The sequence below is a fragment of the Ferruginibacter profundus genome (assembly GCF_054783275.1).
Window position 1 is genome coordinate 1,993,022 of record NZ_BAAGQW010000002.1, and the last position, 19,532, is coordinate 2,012,553.

The 19,532-nt window shown below is 39.5% G+C and carries 15 protein-coding genes; 5 read left to right on the top strand and 10 right to left on the bottom strand.

The annotated features are described in order from the left end of the window. Nucleotides 1–351: a helix-turn-helix domain-containing protein gene (locus ACYVM0_RS18625; RefSeq protein ID WP_460559468.1), complete on the top strand. Its 351-nt coding sequence runs from the start codon at nt 1–3 to the stop codon at nt 349–351. Nucleotides 352–809: 458 nt separating this feature from the next. Here ACYVM0_RS18625 and ACYVM0_RS18630 read toward each other — a convergent pair whose 3' ends face one another. The 9 genes from ACYVM0_RS18630 to ACYVM0_RS18670 form a co-directional block, all read right to left on the bottom strand. Continuing rightward, nucleotides 810–1,712, bottom strand: coding sequence for a hypothetical protein (locus ACYVM0_RS18630; RefSeq protein WP_460559470.1), 903 nt, complete (start codon nt 1,710–1,712; stop codon nt 810–812). Nucleotides 1,713–1,742: 30 nt separating this feature from the next. Further along, nucleotides 1,743–6,194, bottom strand: a complete 4,452-nt coding sequence (locus tag ACYVM0_RS18635; RefSeq protein ID WP_460559473.1) for a DUF6443 domain-containing protein — start codon at nt 6,192–6,194, stop codon at nt 1,743–1,745. 12 nt (nt 6,195–6,206) lie between these two features. After that, nucleotides 6,207–9,704 carry a DUF5977 domain-containing protein gene (locus tag ACYVM0_RS18640; protein WP_460559475.1) on the bottom strand — a complete coding sequence of 1,166 codons (3,498 nt, stop codon included), beginning with the start codon at nt 9,702–9,704 and terminating at the stop codon, nt 6,207–6,209. Between the two features lie 31 nt (nt 9,705–9,735). Next, on the bottom strand, nt 9,736–11,166 hold the full coding sequence (locus tag ACYVM0_RS18645) for a hypothetical protein (protein ID WP_460559477.1): 1,431 nt from the start codon (nt 11,164–11,166) through the stop codon (nt 9,736–9,738). A 487-nt stretch (nt 11,167–11,653) separates the two neighbouring features. Continuing rightward, nucleotides 11,654–12,265 (bottom strand): LPS export ABC transporter periplasmic protein LptC, encoded by a 612-nt coding sequence (gene lptC, locus ACYVM0_RS18650; RefSeq protein ID WP_460559479.1) that lies wholly within the window; start codon nt 12,263–12,265, stop codon nt 11,654–11,656. Between the two features lie 37 nt (nt 12,266–12,302). Beyond that, nucleotides 12,303–13,652 (bottom strand): hypothetical protein, encoded by a 1,350-nt coding sequence (locus ACYVM0_RS18655; protein ID WP_460559481.1) that lies wholly within the window; start codon nt 13,650–13,652, stop codon nt 12,303–12,305. Continuing rightward, nucleotides 13,645–14,370 carry a type III pantothenate kinase gene (locus ACYVM0_RS18660; protein WP_460559483.1) on the bottom strand — a complete coding sequence of 242 codons (726 nt, stop codon included), beginning with the start codon at nt 14,368–14,370 and terminating at the stop codon, nt 13,645–13,647. The genes ACYVM0_RS18655 and ACYVM0_RS18660 overlap by 8 nt, the downstream gene beginning before the upstream one ends. 202 nt (nt 14,371–14,572) lie before the next feature. Further along, entirely contained in the window at nt 14,573–15,208 is a 636-nt protein-coding gene (locus ACYVM0_RS18665; protein ID WP_460559485.1) for an LON peptidase substrate-binding domain-containing protein, read from the bottom strand. Between the two features lie 12 nt (nt 15,209–15,220). After that, complete coding sequence (locus tag ACYVM0_RS18670) at nt 15,221–15,970, bottom strand: glycosyltransferase family 2 protein (RefSeq protein ID WP_460559487.1); 750 nt, start codon at nt 15,968–15,970, stop codon at nt 15,221–15,223. A gap of 210 nt (nt 15,971–16,180) precedes the next feature. Here ACYVM0_RS18670 and meaB point away from each other — a divergent pair, with 210 nt between their 5' ends. Further along, nucleotides 16,181–17,071 carry an ArgK/MeaB family GTPase gene (gene meaB, locus ACYVM0_RS18675; protein ID WP_460559489.1) on the top strand — a complete coding sequence of 297 codons (891 nt, stop codon included), beginning with the start codon at nt 16,181–16,183 and terminating at the stop codon, nt 17,069–17,071. Next, nucleotides 17,071–17,382: a CDGSH iron-sulfur domain-containing protein gene (locus ACYVM0_RS18680; protein WP_460559491.1), complete on the top strand. Its 312-nt coding sequence runs from the start codon at nt 17,071–17,073 to the stop codon at nt 17,380–17,382. The genes meaB and ACYVM0_RS18680 overlap by 1 nt, the downstream gene beginning before the upstream one ends. Here ACYVM0_RS18680 and ACYVM0_RS18685 read toward each other — a convergent pair whose 3' ends face one another. Further along, nucleotides 17,383–17,607, bottom strand: coding sequence for a hypothetical protein (locus ACYVM0_RS18685; protein WP_460559493.1), 225 nt, complete (start codon nt 17,605–17,607; stop codon nt 17,383–17,385). A gap of 122 nt (nt 17,608–17,729) precedes the next feature. On the opposite strand from ACYVM0_RS18685, the gene ACYVM0_RS18690 reads away from it, so the two are divergent. Both ACYVM0_RS18690 and ACYVM0_RS18695 read left to right on the top strand, forming a co-directional pair. Further along, on the top strand, nt 17,730–18,455 hold the full coding sequence (locus ACYVM0_RS18690; RefSeq protein WP_460559495.1) for a tetratricopeptide repeat protein: 726 nt from the start codon (nt 17,730–17,732) through the stop codon (nt 18,453–18,455). A 160-nt stretch (nt 18,456–18,615) separates the two neighbouring features. Next, nucleotides 18,616–19,530, top strand: coding sequence for a glycosyltransferase family 2 protein (locus ACYVM0_RS18695; protein WP_460559497.1), 915 nt, complete (start codon nt 18,616–18,618; stop codon nt 19,528–19,530). The last annotated feature ends 2 nt before the right edge of the window (nt 19,531–19,532 follow it).

The following is a 19,532-nucleotide window of genomic DNA, read 5'->3' on the forward strand; positions in this document are numbered from 1 at the left end:
ATGAGTTTCTTTTCAAAAAACATCTTGTTCTTACGCAAAAAAGGTAAACATACCCAGGCCGCAATGCCGGGTTTTGTTGGTATAGGGCGTGCTACATGGTCAAATTATGAGAATGGGCTTACCGAGCCCGATTTTGACAAGTTAATTGGAATTGCCAGGTTTTTTAAGGTTTCTATTGATGATTTGCTGACTACAGATATAGAGTTTAATGCCGCCCATAACGAAAATAATGTGGTCAATGAGCCGCAGGCAGATTATGCAAAAAAGGAGCAGGTAAACTGGCTTATTCTGCAGGGCATTAATACTTTAGGAGAAGATATTGGTAAGATAAAGGAGAAGCTGGGTGTGTAAGGTTTAATTTGTCGTCTGTTGTAAAGAAGAAGGGGAATTTATACAGCAACTTAATTTTCCGGAATCTGGGAGGCAGGCACTTTAATTATTGTGATTGCGGGGACTTCTACCACTGCAGGCACAAAGTCTCCGGTATAAATTTAATTCATTTCACAACCTAAAAGCCGTTTCAAAGTAGTCTCGAACGATTATATAAAACAACAACACCACTCGGATTTAGACGGGGCTTTGTAATTTTTTATTGTTGCCCTACGCTGTGTTGTTGGTATGCTATGCTGCCTTGCCCCGTAGTCATACCAATTTAAACCGCCGCCATCGCTAGACTCCTTGTCCTGTTTCTTTTTCCCGTTGTATTTATGATTTTTATCAATTCCACCTACCGCCTTACTACTAATACCCGCCATTGTCAATCCAAAAGGATAATAATGCGTCTCTTAGAGTATTAATCTTTAGGGGAATTAATGATAATTCCAATAATTTGTTACAACATTATCCCATTTATTTGTTACCATTAAATAACCTGTATAATTGTATTTGTCCATTCTAAAAATAATTTCTTCGTAACCATCATTATCGAAGTCTCCACTATCCAAATATTTTAAACCATAGTCAATATAAGAAATTTTCGATTTATTTACTAAGAAAAACGAGTTGGCAGTTTCTTTTGTTTGGCTAATTGAATACTTTTCAGAGCTACTTAAAAAATACGATGAATCTGTATTAAATGGCACCTTCTCCTTGTAACAATACATATTTAAATTGATATCAGCATCAATAAAATAACAGTCTTTAGTTATCCTCAAAACCCGATTAATAGATTTAATAACCTTTCCTTTGTCAATGTCACCAAGTTTTAACTTTTGAGCCGTTTTTATTAAGTATTCCATTGCCATTAAACTATCCTCTTTGTTTGCCTTTCGATACTTTGGAATATTTTTTTGTAAGCAATGTGCAGAGTTACTAATTAATAATGGCCTATAGCATCCCTCTCCAGCATCCATACCCGAGAACAAAAAAGACTTTTTCCCGATTTTAGGAATTTGTTGATTGCTCTTATAAGGATACCAAAAATGTGGCTGATACCGAATAGAGGTATCAAGTTTCGAAATAACATTTCCAATTTTTTTGCCTTGATAATAAATGTTAAAATTTTGTTTGCTTGAATAAAATGAATCTTCTAAAACATTCCATTCATTTTTGTTCTTATAAAAAAGAATTGTTCCAACGTATGGATTACTCTTATCAAGTTTAAAATCTGTGAAATTACTTTCAATCGTTCCTACAATAATTGTATTTGATTGCCCAAAAACTGTTGGTGAACAAACTAGAATTAGTAAAAGAATATTTAAAAAGCGTCTCATTGCTTTTGCTTTTAGAATTTTATAAAATAGTTAATAATGGGCTTTATTACCGAGTTGTGTTTTGACATTGGCATTTTGGTTTCCTAGATTAACAGTAACATTTAGTGTTGGCATTTTATTTCCACCAACCAGTTGAAAAAAGCCTGCAGCCCCTCCTTTTATTCCTATACACCCATCTGTATGAGGATTATTTGAACTGGCTCCTACGGGATGAATAAGTAGTGCATATCTTCCTCCTTTTGCCGGCGATGGAATACCTAGGCTTTTATCAGCTGTAAGAGGGATTTTAAAGAATGTACCCGCCTTATCCGTATAATTTGATCCCTTGCCGCTGTAATATGGAGTACCCGTCTTGTATGTACCGTTAGGAAGCAAGCCATTACCTCCTGCACCACTTACAGCAGGGAAGTTCGCAATGGAAACAGAGTTACCGTTATCAAAGACCGCATTTACAGACAAGGTTCCAATGCCTTGCTGTCGGGTTTTTTTGTCTGAGGTAAAGTCTTTCACCTCAGTTCCCATAAATGATATTGACATTCCTGTTTCCTTGGCGATATAATCGTTACCTGTTGATTTCTCCATATCATTCAACCTGGTCTCAAGGCCAAACATAAAACTATTTGATGTGCCCTGATCTTCCCAATCTTTATCTGCCCAATCTTTGCTATCATACATCGTATTGTATGTATTCTTATCAACCATCATTCTCGTCAAGCTTCCTTTATTGTTAATTGTATTTAGATATGTACCTTTCATATCATACAATTCAGAAGTGTCACCTAACGCATCATTAAATAATATGGGATTATTATGTCCGAAGCTGTATGGGCTTTCTATATCTATGGCTTTGGGGTCTATCTGCCACCATCTGCCTAGCTGTGCGTCATGTGTTCTAAAAAATGCTTCCCCGATATTAATATCAAAGTCGGTATTTAATTCGTAGCTATTAAATTTCCTTTTATTCTCTAAACCTCCTGCTCTCTTGGAAGAGATACAACTCATAATCAATCCAAAAGGATAATAATGCGTTTCCTCCAAAATTGCTCCTCGTGTATGCACCACCTGTAAATTATCAAAGAACACATCAACCGGACTTTCATTACTGCAGTAAATATACACATAGCCGCTTTTGCCGGCAATTAAATTCTGCAGTTCTGTATAATGGTCTTTAACAATGTTCTTATCACCCACCATACTAATTTTAAATCCACCATCATAGGTTTTAAATTGTTCGTCAAAAAATATTACGTTGATAAAGGCCCTGGGGTTATTAGGCACCGCATTGCTTTGGTTGTTTTGTTGCGTTACCATTGCATTAATGCCTTGTGTACCTGCCGTAGTATTAATACCATTTGCAGATACAGGCCCATGCGATCCCGTTGTTCCTGCCGAATTAGGAGAACCTAAAAATCCAGCTAACAAATCCAATACAGGTAAAGCACTATTGCCACTGGTACCACTGGTATTCTGGAAGTAATAGCTTTTACCAAATACATCTACCTTATCACCCGCCATTACTTTTAAAGTAATACCTAAACCCATTTTGGCTTCAGTACTTTTAAGCTTGTATAATTTAGTACTATTGGTACCGGAAAAAGTTGCATCCGCAGGATTGTTACCAATACCATTGTTGTCGTTGAGGTAATCCGTAATTCCTGTTGCAAGAGATTTATCTACTACCTGAGCATCTTTAATATCATAATAATTTTTTTCTGTTACAATCTTTGAAGGTTCTAAAGACGCTAATGGATATTTATCTACCCGCTGTTCTTCCGTCAATACCATTCTCACATTACCTAAATGATCCTTCAGCATATAATCGTATTCAAGACTGGCGGCTGTTGTGCCCGTCATAGTTTTAAACCTGATACGTCCTTCTTCATGGCCTATCAGCTGCAATACGTCGATATATTGGGGGTCGCCGGGGGCAGATGGGCTGGCACTTTTACTTTCATATACCGCACCGCCAGCGTAGGTGGTAGTAGTGGTATATGATTTACCTGCTGTAATATAATCGATGGTTTGTTTTCTTAGTTTATTGCCCAGGGCATCGTAAGTATAACTTATAGTACCCTTACCTGGTATGGTAATTACCTGCGGCAGGTTTAAATGATTATAGGTAATACTGCTGATAGATTTATTTTTATCCAGCGTAAGGTTGCCGTTTACATCATAATTGTAATCGGCAGTTGTTTTGGAGGCGGCATTATACTTAAAGTCGCCCAACGTGGAGCTGTTATCATTAAACTGGTCTGTTACCTGCTGCAGTTTATTTGATCCTGATTGATAGCTGTAATTAAGATCATCTATCTGTACACTGGTGTTTAGTTTTAATCCCCATTGCTGCATTCTTTTTATATTTCCATTATCATCGTAAGCGCTGGAAATAGTAGCGCCGTCTCCCATTTTTACATCAAAATTTATTCCTGCATCCTGGTTAAATGCACTGCCGTTGTATTGTGTAAAATCTGCTTTCATTAATCTGTTGGCAGCGTCGTAAGCAAAATCGTATTTACGTTTTTCTCCATCGCCCTTACTCTTCCAAACCATGCCTTCTATATTACCATTATACTGTGGTGTATTATAGGTTTGGTTGCCTATAATATTGTTATTAGCTTTATCATAACCGAGGTCAAATCCAAAATAATTACCGCTGTTATTATCCTTTGCATACTCACGGTTCATCCCTAATAACCAGCCCCTGATGTTGTAATCGTAGTTCAATGTTTCCATGTTATTATTGCCCAGTATTTTCCTTTTTAATCTGCCTAACTCATCATATTCATTTTGTACAATGATTTGTTCCGCTTTGGTTACTGTACCATTTATTTGCCCTACGCTATTTACAAATTTTTTAATATTCATTACCCTGCCAAGATCGTCATACTGCATTTTATTAGTTACTGTGGTAGTTCGTGAGTTGCTCATTCCACCCTTTATCATTCTTTGCACTGTTATTAATGGTTGCCCGGCCCAGCTATACTGCGTGGTGATTGCATCCATACCACCTGTTACGTTGCGGCTTTGCGTTTGTATCACCCTGCCTTTATCATCGTAAAATACAATTGAACCCAGGTATTGGGCAGTATTCAATACATTTACTTCCGTCCAGGTAACCATTCCTAATGTACTTGACGCCTGCATTTGCACCTGCGGGTACGGGTAATTGTTTGATGCTGTTAAAAAACTACTGCTCCAGCTGTTATCAAAATGTCCGTTTGTTACTACGAGGCCTGACGGCAGGTCGGCATAGTCATCATAATGGGTAGTGGTTAGCCTGTACCAGTTGCTGCTGCCCGGTACGCCCGTTTTATTAAAAGGATAATAATAATTAGTGGCGGCAGCTGCCTGTGCAGCATGATAAGCCTGGCTGCCCGTGTTATTCCATAAGCCGGTCTGGATGGGGCGATTAAGGTCGTCATATACTGTCACCATCCATTTTCCCTGTGCCGCAAGATTGCCATCCTGTGTCATAGTAAGCCTGTCACGCTGGTCGTATACCATACTTACCGACGCCGCTCCGGGTACTTTTTTTATGATCATACGGTTGCGGTTATCATAGTCGTATCGAAAGCATTGCTCATCCAGTAAAGCAGTGGTTAGCTGCCAGTTGTTAACGGTTAGTATTTGTGTGCCAACAGGCTGTATTACGCAGCGAAGGTTACCTGAATCGTCGTAGATATAATAAGTACATAACCAGCCGGTATAATCTCTTCCGGTGCCGTCATCTGCTGTGGCTGTCAGTTGCACTTTTTTTAAAATTACTTTGCCGTCCTTGTCTTTAAATTCTATTACCTGTTTGCCATGTTCATCCACACTTATGTTTTTAAATAATTCCCCTGCATTATAACTACCGTTACTATTTACAGATGTATTGATTGCATAAGTACCAAAGCTGTTAACCACCTCTGTTACATCCCATATTTTTACATCATCGTTTAATGTATTGGCCCAATATTTTTGTTCAGTACCTCTGCCTGCGCCTGCCCAGCTTATGCCAGGTGCCATGGTTTTAGTTATACGATTAAGTGGTGAAGGTTCAAAAACAGCCTGGCTGTAAAAATAGTTTTCGCTCTGGCCTTTCAATACGCCATTGGGATCGTTATAAAACCCTTGTTGCTCAGTAAGCGGGCTTAGTTTAAAATTACCGTCTGCTACGGTTGATTTATAAGGCAGGTATCTGAATTGCTCCCTGCCAAGCGCATCATAAACCACAGGTGACACTATATCTGTTGCATTTGCACCAGTGGGTAACGAGCCCTGTTTACTAACTGTTTGTATTACCCTGCCCAATCCATCTATGTACTGTGTAGTTTGCCTTACATCTTTTAAAGGTCTTGTTATTAATGCATTGGGGTCTTGTTCTGGTGCAGTTGCATCCCAGGTACGTACATAGTTAAGGGCCTGTTGCGCAAAACCAGCTGCAAACAGGCAATTGAAAGTAACTATTAGTATGAGTTTTTTATTGATTTTATTTTGCATGGTTCCGGAGTATTATTGATTAGTAGGTACATCGCAGGCACTTGAGCAGGTGCCATTTTTATTGGCATATTCCTGGCCTTCTGTATCAAGTAATGCCTTTGCATCTGCATCTGCCTGCGATATCAGTGAAAAATATTTCCCATAAGGCACGGTATAACTTACAAAGTTTCCAGTATAGCCGGCCGCACAGCTCTGGCATTGTATAGAACTGGTAAACGGCTGGTTAAAAAATAAAGCTGTAGTTGCACCTGGGTCGGGTGTAGTATACATATATTCGTTCTTTTTAACCACGTTACCATCCTGGTCTTTAACTAATAATAGCCTGTTAAAAGCATCGTATTCGTAGCTATTTGTTTTATTATGGGTATCGGTAATGGATGTTACTCCTGCACCGGGTTTGTAAGTATAAGTTGTAACATATGCTGAAGGCAGGTTGGTTCGTATACGGTTTAACTCCACCTGTAATGCAGCATCATCCATAGTTTGCAAAGCCGGTATACCTCCTGCCGATAGTTGAACGACAACCTGGTCATATGTAGCACCTTTTATCTCAGCAACAGGGTATTTGTAACCATAACCCCATAGTATTGTAGTCACAATCCCTGTCTTATTATTGGTAAGCTGTAATACATTGCCATTTGCATCATACCTGTCAAAACTTCCTTCAGTCTCCAGTGCATTGCCTTTTACAGCAGTTTGAAAAGTTTGAGGTAATAGATTACCTGAATTATAAGAGCCATAATTTACTTTCTGTTCATTTGTTATGGTATTGCCGGTTTGCAATTTTGTGTCAATTACCGGGCTGATGATATTATTAGCGATCATCGCATCGTACACACTGTTACCCACATAATCATGCGGATAAGTCGTCGTTGTTTTTGTAGATTGCCCCTTACTGTTAGTGCCTTCGATCCGGGTAGCTTGCAGGTGGCTGGTATTATCATAATAATAATTAGATATTGACGTAACAGGATTTTGCCCATTCTCATCATATACCGTTTCTGTGGTAGTTTTTAACGGTGCCCAGTAAGAAATAATGCTGTATTTCACCATATCAAAAGCATTTATCTGGTCTTCGGTTACAGAAGTTGAAGGAGGGCAGTTATTACCCGGGTATGCATAAATTTCATATGCTTTGTTTACTGCATAACCAAATACTTCCCTGTTCGCCCTGTTATCAACCGGATAATCATATACCGTCTTTTTTAACGGAAATAAATTTCCGTTAGTCGCCTTTTTATAATGTATTACTTCCCTGAGATTTCCATTGGTAATACTGCTAAAATTACTCAACGTTGCATTGGGTATGTCCTGCCCCCATATCACCTGCCCTCTTGCATCTGCACCGGTATAAAATTTAGATTGTGTGGCTCCGCCTTCAAAATTTTCGCCAACGCTTTCAATTACCGAACCATAACTTATTGGAGAAGAATGATAATCGTATAAATTATTTAAAGAGCCGGAATACATAGCAGTACACTGTTGATGACACCGCAGCGGACCAGGGTCGCCGGTGCCGATTTGTGCGATGCAGTTTAAAGAGCGTTGATAATTTTTTGAATATTGTGGATGCTGAACATTAAATAAAGAAGAAACAGTAAGATCGGCAATATCCGCATAGTAATATTTTTTTATCATAGGTGTTTCTCCCGGGTTTCCGGTAAATACCCTTCTTACCCTTACTCCTCCTACTATTGTATTTTTATTGATCGAACTTGTAGTTTTTGGATAGTACTTCATTACCACAGATGTGGTTATAGGTGCACCTTTTGCTTTTAAGGTTATAGTATAATTCCCCGGCGCTAAGGGATATGTTGGATTCAGGTAACGTATACAGGTTCCGTCAGATGGCCTGAATACCCCGGTAAATACATTGCCCTGGGGTCCGTTAACAATTACGGTACTGTAATTATGAATTTCTTCAAATACTCCTGTACCAACACTATTTATAACCAATTGTATCTGCTGGGCATTGTCAATACTAAAATTGGATATTTGTGAATTTTCAAAAATCGCATTACCTTGTACACTACAGGTAAATTCATGATAGGTTTTATAAGATGTGGTTACATTTTGTACCTGGTTACCTTCATATTCAATATTGTCTATTCCGCCTGTTGGATAAACAATCTTTGTCAGCATTCCTTTGCCGGCAAACACGGGGTCAGGTTCCCGGTTAGCCGTAGCTGTTGGAAAGTGCTGCTTCAGGGTTATATCATCGGGTTTGGGGATAAAAGATCCCTGGTTATTTTTTCCATTAAAATATCCCCAGTGATCCTGCGAAAAAGACAATCTTGGTGGCCGGGAGGCAGGGTCGTTATAACTAAAGTAATGTGTCTTGCTGAATTGATTACCGGATGAGAATTCCTGTAAACTTGCCAGGTAAGGCGTTTTATCATAACCGGTAGCTGTTTCACTTGCATAAGCAAGATTTGCCTGCTGCTCATTATAGTTAAAATTAAAACTACTTTGATAAGCAGGAGCATTGATTTGAGCAATAGTTTGAGTAATACTGCTCACCAGTTTATCTCCGCAATCAGCACGTGTTTGATAAGAAAAAGAAATTGTACTGCTTGCATTATAAATAGAACTCAGTAATACGCCTTGTGTATTTACTTTATTAGTACAGGTTGAATAGCTATATGGAGGGCCACCCGGGGGGCAACTTACTGTTGGCCCCACTATACCACAATCCAATTGAGGATTTACCCATTCCAAAGACTGGCTTACTCCATTGTCGTAAGTGTAGGTTATCGGCGTGTACTGAAAGGTTATTGTTTCACCTGAAGGGTGTACGATTTTAGACAGGTACCAGGCGTTGTTCACATAATCAGCATGGGATTTACCACAGGAAGTTTCCCGTTTTGTTTTTTCAATTGCACCTGTACCGCCAAAATAATAAACTATACCGTCTGTTGTGGTAATTTTAAAATTCCAGGCAGTTCCGTTAAAATCATATTCAATCTTGTTTCTTCCTGCCGGTATCTGCATCGGTTGCATATCACTGTCCAGTACAAAACTTCCCGAAATTCCATTCATACTGAAATTGAAAAGATCCGGCTCCGCATCATAACTGATATTGGTGCTGATATTATTCATATAGTTAAAACTGCCGCAATTTTGTTGAACCGGTTCGTAAGGCGGCACTATCCGCATACTCTGCTCGTCAGGATTTCCACGCTGCGTTCTTGTAATCACTCCTCCTGCATTCAGCGTCCATCCCATACCAACCCTTGATGCTATTTCATCAACCTTAATTCCTGTAGAACTATAACCAAGTGATACAGGAACACTTAGTTTATTACCTTTAAGAACATACAAAGGAATATTAATGGCGGGGCTACCTGTATTCTTATTCAGTGTTATTTCACTGTGTTTTATAATAGCCGCCGCATTAGGTGCCGGCGGTAAAAAATCCGACATTTTTGCAAAATTACCAGGATCGTTTGTTTGACATAGTGAGGCGCTGTACCAACACAACGCCATCGCTGTCATTACTATTTGTTTCATTAAGGTTATTATTTTCTTTATTTCTTATAGTTTAAAAATTATATCCAACCCTGAATACTACCGGCTGGCTTACCGGCACATGCTGCCTCGCCAGCATATCATACAACAATTGCAGCTTTGTTCCCTTCGTCCACTTGGTTTTTACAGTTATCTTCTTCGTCAATCCCACCAGTCCTGCATTTTGCCAGTCATTAAAACTTTGCAACTGCTGAATATTTTTAAAGGCTGCATTGTAATTCATTTCATATCCACCGCTTATGTAAAACTGTTTTTTCAGTTTCCAGTCTACAAAACTCCGCAGGCCAATGCCCTGGTGGCTGATGCTGATATGTTGAATGCTACCTAACCCAATTTTGTAGCTAGCGCCAAGCCCGATAACTGACTTGTCGTTCAATTTATAGCCAAGGCTTAATCCAATATCTGCGGTAGTGGGCACAAGGCTGTTGTTTTTTGCAAACTGAAAATTGTTGCTGAATTCTAATCTCTGTTTGAAGGTTTTTATTTTGGTTTGATTCGGTTTAAAATCGGGTATCTCAGTATTGTTACCACCAGCCTTTAGTACTTTATCTTTCAATTTATTTAGTTCTGCTTGTGCTGCCTGGATGTTTTGCATAATTTGTTCACGGGCATTGGGGCCTCCGGCAGCAATCTGTTCCTGTATTAAAGCGTTTACACTGGCTCTTGTTTGTAATCCGGCAAGGTTGGGTGTTGCGCCACCGGCGGATGATGAGCCAAAGAGTTTTGCCAGCATACCATTCTGCTGTACAAATTTTGTAAATGCAGGTATCTTGTTTAAGATGGTTAGTGCTGTTTCTTCTGCCTTCTTTTTATCGTTGAAAATCGCTTTGTAATTTTTCAGGATCTCTATGTAGTAGTAATTTTCTTTGGATATCTTTTGCAGGTATTTATTATTGCCCAGGTATTGCAGCGCCTGATCCATTAATTGCTTTCTCCGTTCTTTAATGAACTGTTGCATCGCTTCGCTATTAGCTTCCTGTTCTTCCAGTGCTGTTGCTTTTTGCCTGGCCTTCTTTACCGGCGCAATTAGCTTTTCATCCAGCTTTTCTTTTTGCTGCTCTAAGTAGCCTAAACTAGTGGTTAGTTTATCCCTGTATTCGTCATATTTCATTCTTTGCGCTGCAACCACAGCTTCGCCTTTCTTATATTTTTCTAATGCTGCCGCAAAAGTGAGTTGATTATTGGCAAAAAGGCGTTGGGCTGCTTCGGGATTTACTTTCAACAAAAGGCTGTGGATTTTATTTTCCCATTTGCTCAGTTTGGTTAACGTCTTTTCAGTTTTATTGGCAATGCGGTTGCTGTATTTGTCTATTTTTTTATCTACCTGGTGTATGTATTTTAAAGGAACCTGTTGCAGAGATTGCAATACAGAATCTGTTTGTGCTTCACTGAGATATGAAGCACCAATAAGCAGTATTAATATAAAGGACCGGGTACGGTTCATAAGGTAATTGGCTTTATTATTTTGCTATGGTTTTAACGGCTATTCACTATCCGCCTATAGAAAAAGCTTCAGTACTGTTAAAAATCACTGGCTATACAATTCCGGTTTACTTTATAAAAGTACCTCTACAGTATACCCGCAGTTAATTTAACGCCGTTATGTGAATGGGAGAAGGTTTAGAAATGCGAAAATAAAAAAATGCACTCGAAATAAAAACATTCCAAAGTATTATTTCTAAAAATTTTATAATTTAAGGGTATGGCATAGCGTTAGTACCCCAAATACAGGGGTGCCTTTCCCACTCTTATTTGGGGGATTGCAAAAAAGTTATTGCTTAAATTTATTGTTTGACTTCGCTCCTTTCGTACTGTTATATAACAAAGCATTGCTCTTATTGTACATGCATAGTAATGTTATGTACAACAGGTGACTGCGTAAACAGGTAAACTTGACCGGGGATTAAAATATAAGTCTTAAATAGCTCCGCTTAATTCTCCGGAAACTGCGATGCAGGCACTTTTATAATAGTGTTGGTAGGATTGATGACATGCTTGTCTTTAAAATCCTGGCTGGTTTCAAAACCGGTTCCATTAATGATCTGCATTTTGGTTCTTATCTGAACCGGCTTATCGGTATAAAACTGGTAGGTAGGGCGGCTCCTGTCCCAGTATAATTCATCACAGTACAGGGTATCCCCGTTGGTTAATCCAATAAAACGTACGCTATCCCTCAGTAAAATTTTACTCTGGCTTTCTATATATTTGGCGTATCTGGCGTCCAGTATACTTTCAATTTTTGCCGTCTCGTTATAAAAATCTACGTGCAATGTTTTAGGAAATTCTACATAGGGCAAGGTGTCCTGCACCCTTAGCATCAGTGGCGATTGCAGTATGGCCTTGGTCTTGCCATTATTGGTATAATTCACATTTACTTTAACGGCTTCTTCTACCCCCAGTTTTTTTTTGGTAAGGTCATCAATTTCTTTGGTGGTGTTTTCACAAGCCGATAAAAAAATGCAGCCTGAGATAAAGACTGCACTTAATTGTATATAGGCTTTTTTAAAAATCATTTTTAATTGTTCGCCTTTTTGTTTTTTCACCAGGTGAGCCACCCTTTGGGGGGTGACCCACCTTTTATTAATTGTACTTGCGTTTAATAAACCAGCTGGCATTCATAGAAACTCCAATACTAAAGCGTACCGTAGTTTCTTTAAGGTTGGCATTCTTATCGCCCCTGTTGCCAATTTCCAAAGCAGTGTTCAGCACCACATATTCTGTAGTATAATAACTTACTCTTTGCAAAGAAGTTAATGGCATACCGGTTCCTAAAGTAATAGCATACTCAGGTCGGCTGTTATTGGTTTTAATATAATCAGGACCATAATAAAAACCTGCCCTGTACTTTACATAGTTAAAATATTTTTTTACCGGGGTATTTATCTTGGCAGGATAGTATTGTCCGCCCACTCTTAATGTCCAGTTGCTTTGTACCTGGTCGGCCTGGTCGTAGTAGCGGTATTTGTTCCAGTTGGTCCTTTCAAAATCGGCACCTAATATCCAGTGCTGATCCTGGTAGGTAAAGCCTGCACCCACTGAAGCCGGGTATTGTATCGTTCCTTTTACATCTTTATTTTCATACACGCTGTCAATACGGTAAGCCGCATTGTTTACATCGTACTCATAAGTTTCCCTGATATCATCACGTTTTGCTTTCAGGCTTTGTTGTAAGTTACCGTAGGCGCCTATACGCAAACGGGGAAACAACTGGTCCTTATCTTTATTCAGCGGAATTTCGTATTGAAAACCACCGGTTACTAAAATGCCGCCAAATGTAGTTTTGTTGGCAGAGTTTGATTTGTAATAGGTAACCGTATCGTTAATAAAATTCAATTTTGTACTGTAATCTTTATTACCAAACAGGTAACCGGCACTAATACCCAAACTCAGGTTTTTTATTTTTAAGCCGGTGCCAATAAACGCTTCGTTGGTACCGCCGCTGCCTTCGTATAAGGTATTTAAACTGTCGATATTATTCAGGCGGCCAAATTTTTCAATTTTATAGTTCACCTTGGTAACCGGTTTTAACCCCAGGCTCATGCCCCAGAATATTTTTTTCTTACGCATTTTTTCTGTTGTAAGCGGAAAGCCTAACTGCAGGTAAGAGAAGATAGTATTGGTAGAACTGAATTTTTTAACCGGGTTGGTGCTTTTTAAATTCCGGATATCTACTTCGCCGCCAATATCAAAAATGGTGAGGGGCATCATGCCCAGCGTTGCCGGGTTTACAAAATTGATACTGCCAAAACCTTCCAGGCTGCTTTTGATATCTAAAAGTCCGGCAGCAATGCCGCCCATTGCCCGGGATGCAATATTATGATTGGGTGCCAGATCGCCTAGGCCATATCTTGAATAGGGAGAATTTTCCTGTGCAACAACCGCTGTAGAAAAGCCACATGCCACAAAAAGTACGGGTATAAATTTAGTCATTGTTAGTTTCGCTGAGTGCATAAAGTCCTTTAAATAAAAAATTACTGTCGGCAAATATCCTGTTTTTAAGCCGACGAGCAAAATAGGCCGCATCACCCCCGGTTAAAACCACGTTAAAGTTGCCGTATTTTTGGGCATATTCATCAATAAATCCGTCCATTTCATAGGCAATTCCGGCTATTACACCGCTTTGCATATTGGTCTTGGTATCGTACCCGATAACCGGGAAATTCCATTCTGCCTGCACCAAAGGCAGCTTTGCCGTAAACACCTGCATAGCTTTAAAGCGCATTTCCATACCCGGAGAGATACTGCCCCCTATAAACTGGTGATATTGATTGATAAAATTATAGGTAATGCAGGTACCCAGCCCTATTACCAGGTTATTTTTTCCCGGGTAAAAATGCACTGCCGCAGCACTCAGCGCCAGCCTGTCTGCCCCGATGGTTTCAGGCTTACCCACAGCCGTGGTAAAATTCGCTTTGGTAAGGTGCGATAGCTTGTGAAATTTTGTTTTGGAAGCCAGGAAGGTTTCCAGCGCAGGATTATGATTAATAACAGAAGATAAAATTGTTTTTTGTGGTTGATGAACAGCCATCAGCCTTTCAATAGTAAACATCTCCTCATTAGGTAATACAATTTCCTCTTTAAAGTTATCTCCTTCAAAGATGGCAGCCTTCAGGCGGGTATTCCCAAAATCAAGACAAAGTGTTTTCATTTTATTTGGTTTAGAGGTTCAGGAGCTGACAAGTTTAGAGGTTTAGAGGTTTAGAGTTTAGAAGTTTAGATGCCTGCAGATTGTCACTACCTTGCAAAGCAAATAACTTTTTCAACTTTCAACTTTCAACTTTCAACTTTCAACTTTCAACTTTCAACTTTCAACTTTCAACTTTCAACTTTCAACTTTCAACTGTCAACTGTCAGATATCAAATCCTTTTAAGTTTTTAAAATGCCCGTTCAGTTGCACCCGTTCTTTTAAAGTTTCCATTTCTGCAATTACCGGCACTACTTTTTTAAGATGCCGCTTTAAGTATTCCTGCCTTTGTAATTCATGCAGTAATTGCAGCAGTTCATACTCTTCAGTTAAGGATAGGCCTGCATGATGCGCCACATCATAACTCCACAATTCGGCATCCGGTTTTTTAAACTCTTTATTTATTTTAAGCAATTTATGCAGTTCTCTTATGGCTGCAATAATATTCTGCATCAACGCACGGTTGCCGGCTTCCACATTTTCAGGATAATTTACAATGGCGCCGCTGTATAATTTTTCCGGTAGTTCTTTTATCGATTCTAAAATGGTAAATACCTGCAGGCCTTCTGTTTTAATATCCATCTTGCCATCGTCGTATACGTTAGTAATCTCAAGCACTCTTACCAGGGTGCCGGTTTCCTGCAATTTATCATCAATTACGGGAGGAATACCAAATGGTTTTTTAGTATCAAAGCATTCTTTTATCAGTTGTTTGTACCGGGGTTCAAAAATATGCAGGTTCAGCTGCTCGCCGGGATACACAACAATACCAAGTGGAAATATGGGGATAAAGTTTGTCAAGTATAGTTTTTTTTATTGCCGGTTCATCTCTTTTAAAAAACTGTATTTTAAAAAAGTGTACCAGGCCGTGGTTTTAGCAATCAGGTAACCTTCCCAGCCATCTAAAAAACCGAGGCGTAAAATATAATGCTGAAAAAAAGTAAGTCCCGGAGCCATACGCAATTTAAAAAAATTTGCCTGCTTTCCCTGCACATGATATTTAGTGGCATTTAGCCTGGCGTAATTAATTGTTTTGCTGATATATTCATCTATATTCTGCGTGGTGTAATGCAGCACATGGCCGGGCAATAACAGCATTTTTGTGGTATTGTTTAAAGTAAGCCCTTCATGCACAGCAGCATCGTTCCAGCGGATGATATTGCGGTTAAACAGGCGTACGTGTTTATCACCCGACCATTCTCCGTACCGTATCCATTTATTGCAAAAAAAATTTTTGAATTTAAAATTATATACGGTGTTTTCGTCGGCCGGGTTCAGCTGTTGAATGGCGGCTTTAAGTGTGCTGTCGATGGCTTCATCAGCATCCAGGTTTAATATCCAGTTATACCTGGCAACAGCAATACCTTTATTTTTATTAGGGCCGTAACCATCCCAGCTGGTTTCAATAATGGTGGCACCAAAACTTTTGGCTATGGCAATGGTAGTATCGGTACTGCCACTATCCACAATTATAATATCATCGGTAATCCCCTGCAGGCTTTGCAGTGTGGTACCAATAATATGGGCTTCGTTCCTGGTTATGATAACTACCGATAATAACATTACTGCAATAGGCTTTAAACGCAACTCTTCTTTGCAAAGAAACAATAAAGACCAACAACTTAAACGCCTGTTAAAAATTAATTTGGGTGTGGGTTACGGGTTTGAGTTACGGGTTACGGCTAAATTGTTTGCAATTATTAAAACTGCTGCATTAAGATTAACCCGTAACACCTTTGTTGGGAATGCCCCTATTAATTTGTTACTTTGCTTATGTGGCAGCAACAGTTAAAAGAAATACAACAAGGCAATAGTAAAACACTGGCCCGCTGTATTTCTCTTGTTGAAAATGAAGTAGCCGGTTACGAAAATCTGTTAGAGCAATTACCATTTTCTCACACCCCTGTTATTGGTATTACAGGCCCGCCAGGCGCTGGCAAAAGCACATTGGTAGATGCCTTAACTGCATTACTGGTTGCTGATGGCAAACGTGTTGGTGTGCTTTGTGTTGACCCTTCCTCTCCTTTTAATTTAGGGGCTTTACTGGGCGACCGAATCCGCATGAGTGATTGGTACAATAATTCCAATGTATTTATCCGTTCATTGGCCACCAGGGGTTCTTTGGGGGGGCTTCATCCAAAGATCATTGAAATAACCGACCTGTTTAAGGCTGCTGCCTTTGATTATATTATTGTGGAAACGGTGGGTGTAGGGCAAAGTGAAATAGAAATAGCAGGCCTTGCAGATGTAACTGTGGTGGTGGTGGTGCCCGAAGCCGGCGACGAAGTACAAACCATGAAGGCAGGGCTGATGGAAATTGCAGACGTATTTGTGGTAAACAAAGCCGACAGGCCCGATGCCGACCAGTTTGTAAAAAATTTACGCCTCATGCTGGCGCCTGCCTTTCATAATCATACCATGCCGGTACCGGTTATTAAAACCACTGCATCGCAAAAAAAAGGCATTGAAGAATTACTGTCGCTGATAAGCAATACCAGGCAACTGCCGCTGAATACCAGGCGCAACTGGCTGCTGGCCGAAAAAGCCTATCGCCTTATTGAACAAAAACGCATGAAGGATGTTAGCAAAGAAGAGCTGAAAAACAAAATAGCTGCCGAAGGTGATACTTTTAATTTGTACCAGTTTATAAAAAAATACTTCTGATGGAAATGATCCCCAATAAAAACCTGCCGCATATTGCCAAAAAAGAGCCGGCAATGGTAAATGTTGTACCGGGCAAAATATACTCCTGGTGTACCTGTGGCCTTAGTGGCGAAAAGCAACCTTTTTGCGATGGTACCCACAAGCGCATTGAGCATACCATTAATGAGCATAACGAACCTGTGTTGCCTTACCGTAGTTTAAAAGTAGAATTTGAAAAGGAAGAAGAAGTGTGGTTTTGCCAGTGTAAACAAACCAAAACACCCCCGTTTTGCGATGGCAGCCATAACCGGCTCAAAGAAAATCAACCCTGATCAGGCTTCATATTCTTTATTACCTCTCCACCATTGATAGCCTACTATACCCACAATAGCAAAGGGTGCAAACATTAAATATAATATACCCTGGTTAAGCCCTTTTGCAGGCTTTTCACCCATTTGCGAAGCCGTTTTGGTACACACCGAACACTGTGCTTTGCTTGTAGGGCCAAAAAGAATGGCACTGAAAACCAATATTATGATGATAAAAATCTTTTTCATTTGCAATAGCAAAGTTAGCGAAGAATATGCCTTTTTAAGTGGATTGTTTAACTAAAAATTTTAAAAAAAACTGTTTACAGAAGGTAAACTTACTTTTACTTTGCTTATAAATTATTTACTGCATGATCAGATATTTTTACACTGGTTTACTGGGTATTCTTGTTTCGGCTTTTGCAATGGCCCAGCCGCCAAAACAAGCGGTTACATTATATCAGAAAGGATTGACACTGGAAGAAGCCGGACGGGTGCCCGAAGCCATAGTGGCCTATAAAAAAGCGATATCCCTGTACAAAAAATATGATTCTGCCTATATACATGCCGGATTAGCTTATGTAAAAGCCAGCAAACCAGACAGTGGCATTATCATTTTAAAAAATGCGGTAAAAATAAACCCGGCTTTTACCGATGCCTATATTGCCATGGGCAATATTTACAGGGATGTAATAAAAAGGCCGGATGATGCCATAGAAAATTATTTAAAGGCAGTAAAACTTGACAGCACCAACAAGGTAACATACTACAGCCTGGCCTGGTGCAATAACGCAAAAGAATATTACAGGGAAGCCGTAAAGTATGGCGTAAAAGCCCTTGAAATTGATAATAATTACAAGCCTGCCTATAACGAGCTGGGCCATGCCTACCGCCAGCTTAAGGCTTACGAAGAAGGGATAGCACAATTTAAAAAGAACCTGGCCATATCCGTAAACGACCTGCCCATGCTGTACAGCGGGTATTGCTATATGGAACTGAACCAGAAAGACAAAGCGCTTGAAATGTACGAGGAGCTTAAAAAAGTAAATCCTAAAATGGCCGAGGCTATGAAAAAAAGGCTGGATGCCATGAAGTAAAGCCAGTCAGCTATATCATTGTAGAATTGTAATTGTAGTGTTTAATTAATGGTCCTCAATAAGCGGTAAACACCGTTATAATGGTTTTACCCTAGTCATTCTTTTCACCGGCAACTTTCTTTAGCTATCTTTAACCGGATTTTTTGCAAATATCAATACTATGGCAAACACGGCTCCCCTGGTATCTGTTGCAATGGCAACCTATAACGGAGAAAAATATATTGCAGCCCAGCTGGAAAGTATCGTTAATCAAACATATCAGAATATAGAGATTATTATCACTGATGATGCATCTGCCGATAGCACAGTTTCAATCATCAACGATTTTCAAAGGCAATATGCTTTTATTAAACTCTTTATTAACCCGGTTAACAGCGGTGTTACCAAAACTTTTGAACATTCTTTTAAAAACTGCACCGGCGACTTTATTGCTATATCTGACCAGGACGATATCTGGGAATTAAACAAGATTGAAACCTTACTGAGCCAGATCGGCAAGGAAGATGCCGTTTATTCCAATTCTCTTTTAATTGATAAGAACGGCCAATCCCTACACCGGGAATTTAAATCTTTAATGAACCTGCAATCCTATTACGATGGTGCTCCCTTTTTAATGGGCAATTGCGTTCCCGGGCACACGATAATAATGAGAGCGGCATTTGCAAAAAAGATATTGCCCTTACCTGCCGAACTGATGTTTGACCGGTGGATCAGTTTTTGTGCCGCAGCCAATAATGGCATTAAATATGTTGACATGCCGCTGGTGCAATACCGCCAGCACGATACTAATGCAGTAGGTGTGGGGAAATCTAAAAATAAAAAACAACGAAAAACAAAAACCCAGCAGTTTGATATTAAACTGCGGGAATTAAAAGCTTTTGAAAAAGCCCCCATCACCAACAATGCTACCAGGCAAATACTGGGCGAAATGCTGGGTTTATTTACACGCAAACTAAGCTTACACCGCAGCCTTTTCTTTTTTAAAAATATTGATACATTACTGGTAATTAAAAACAAACCCAGGTTCAGGAAAAACCTGTACAGCTTTAAAATGTTTTTTAAAGCCAACTACTGACC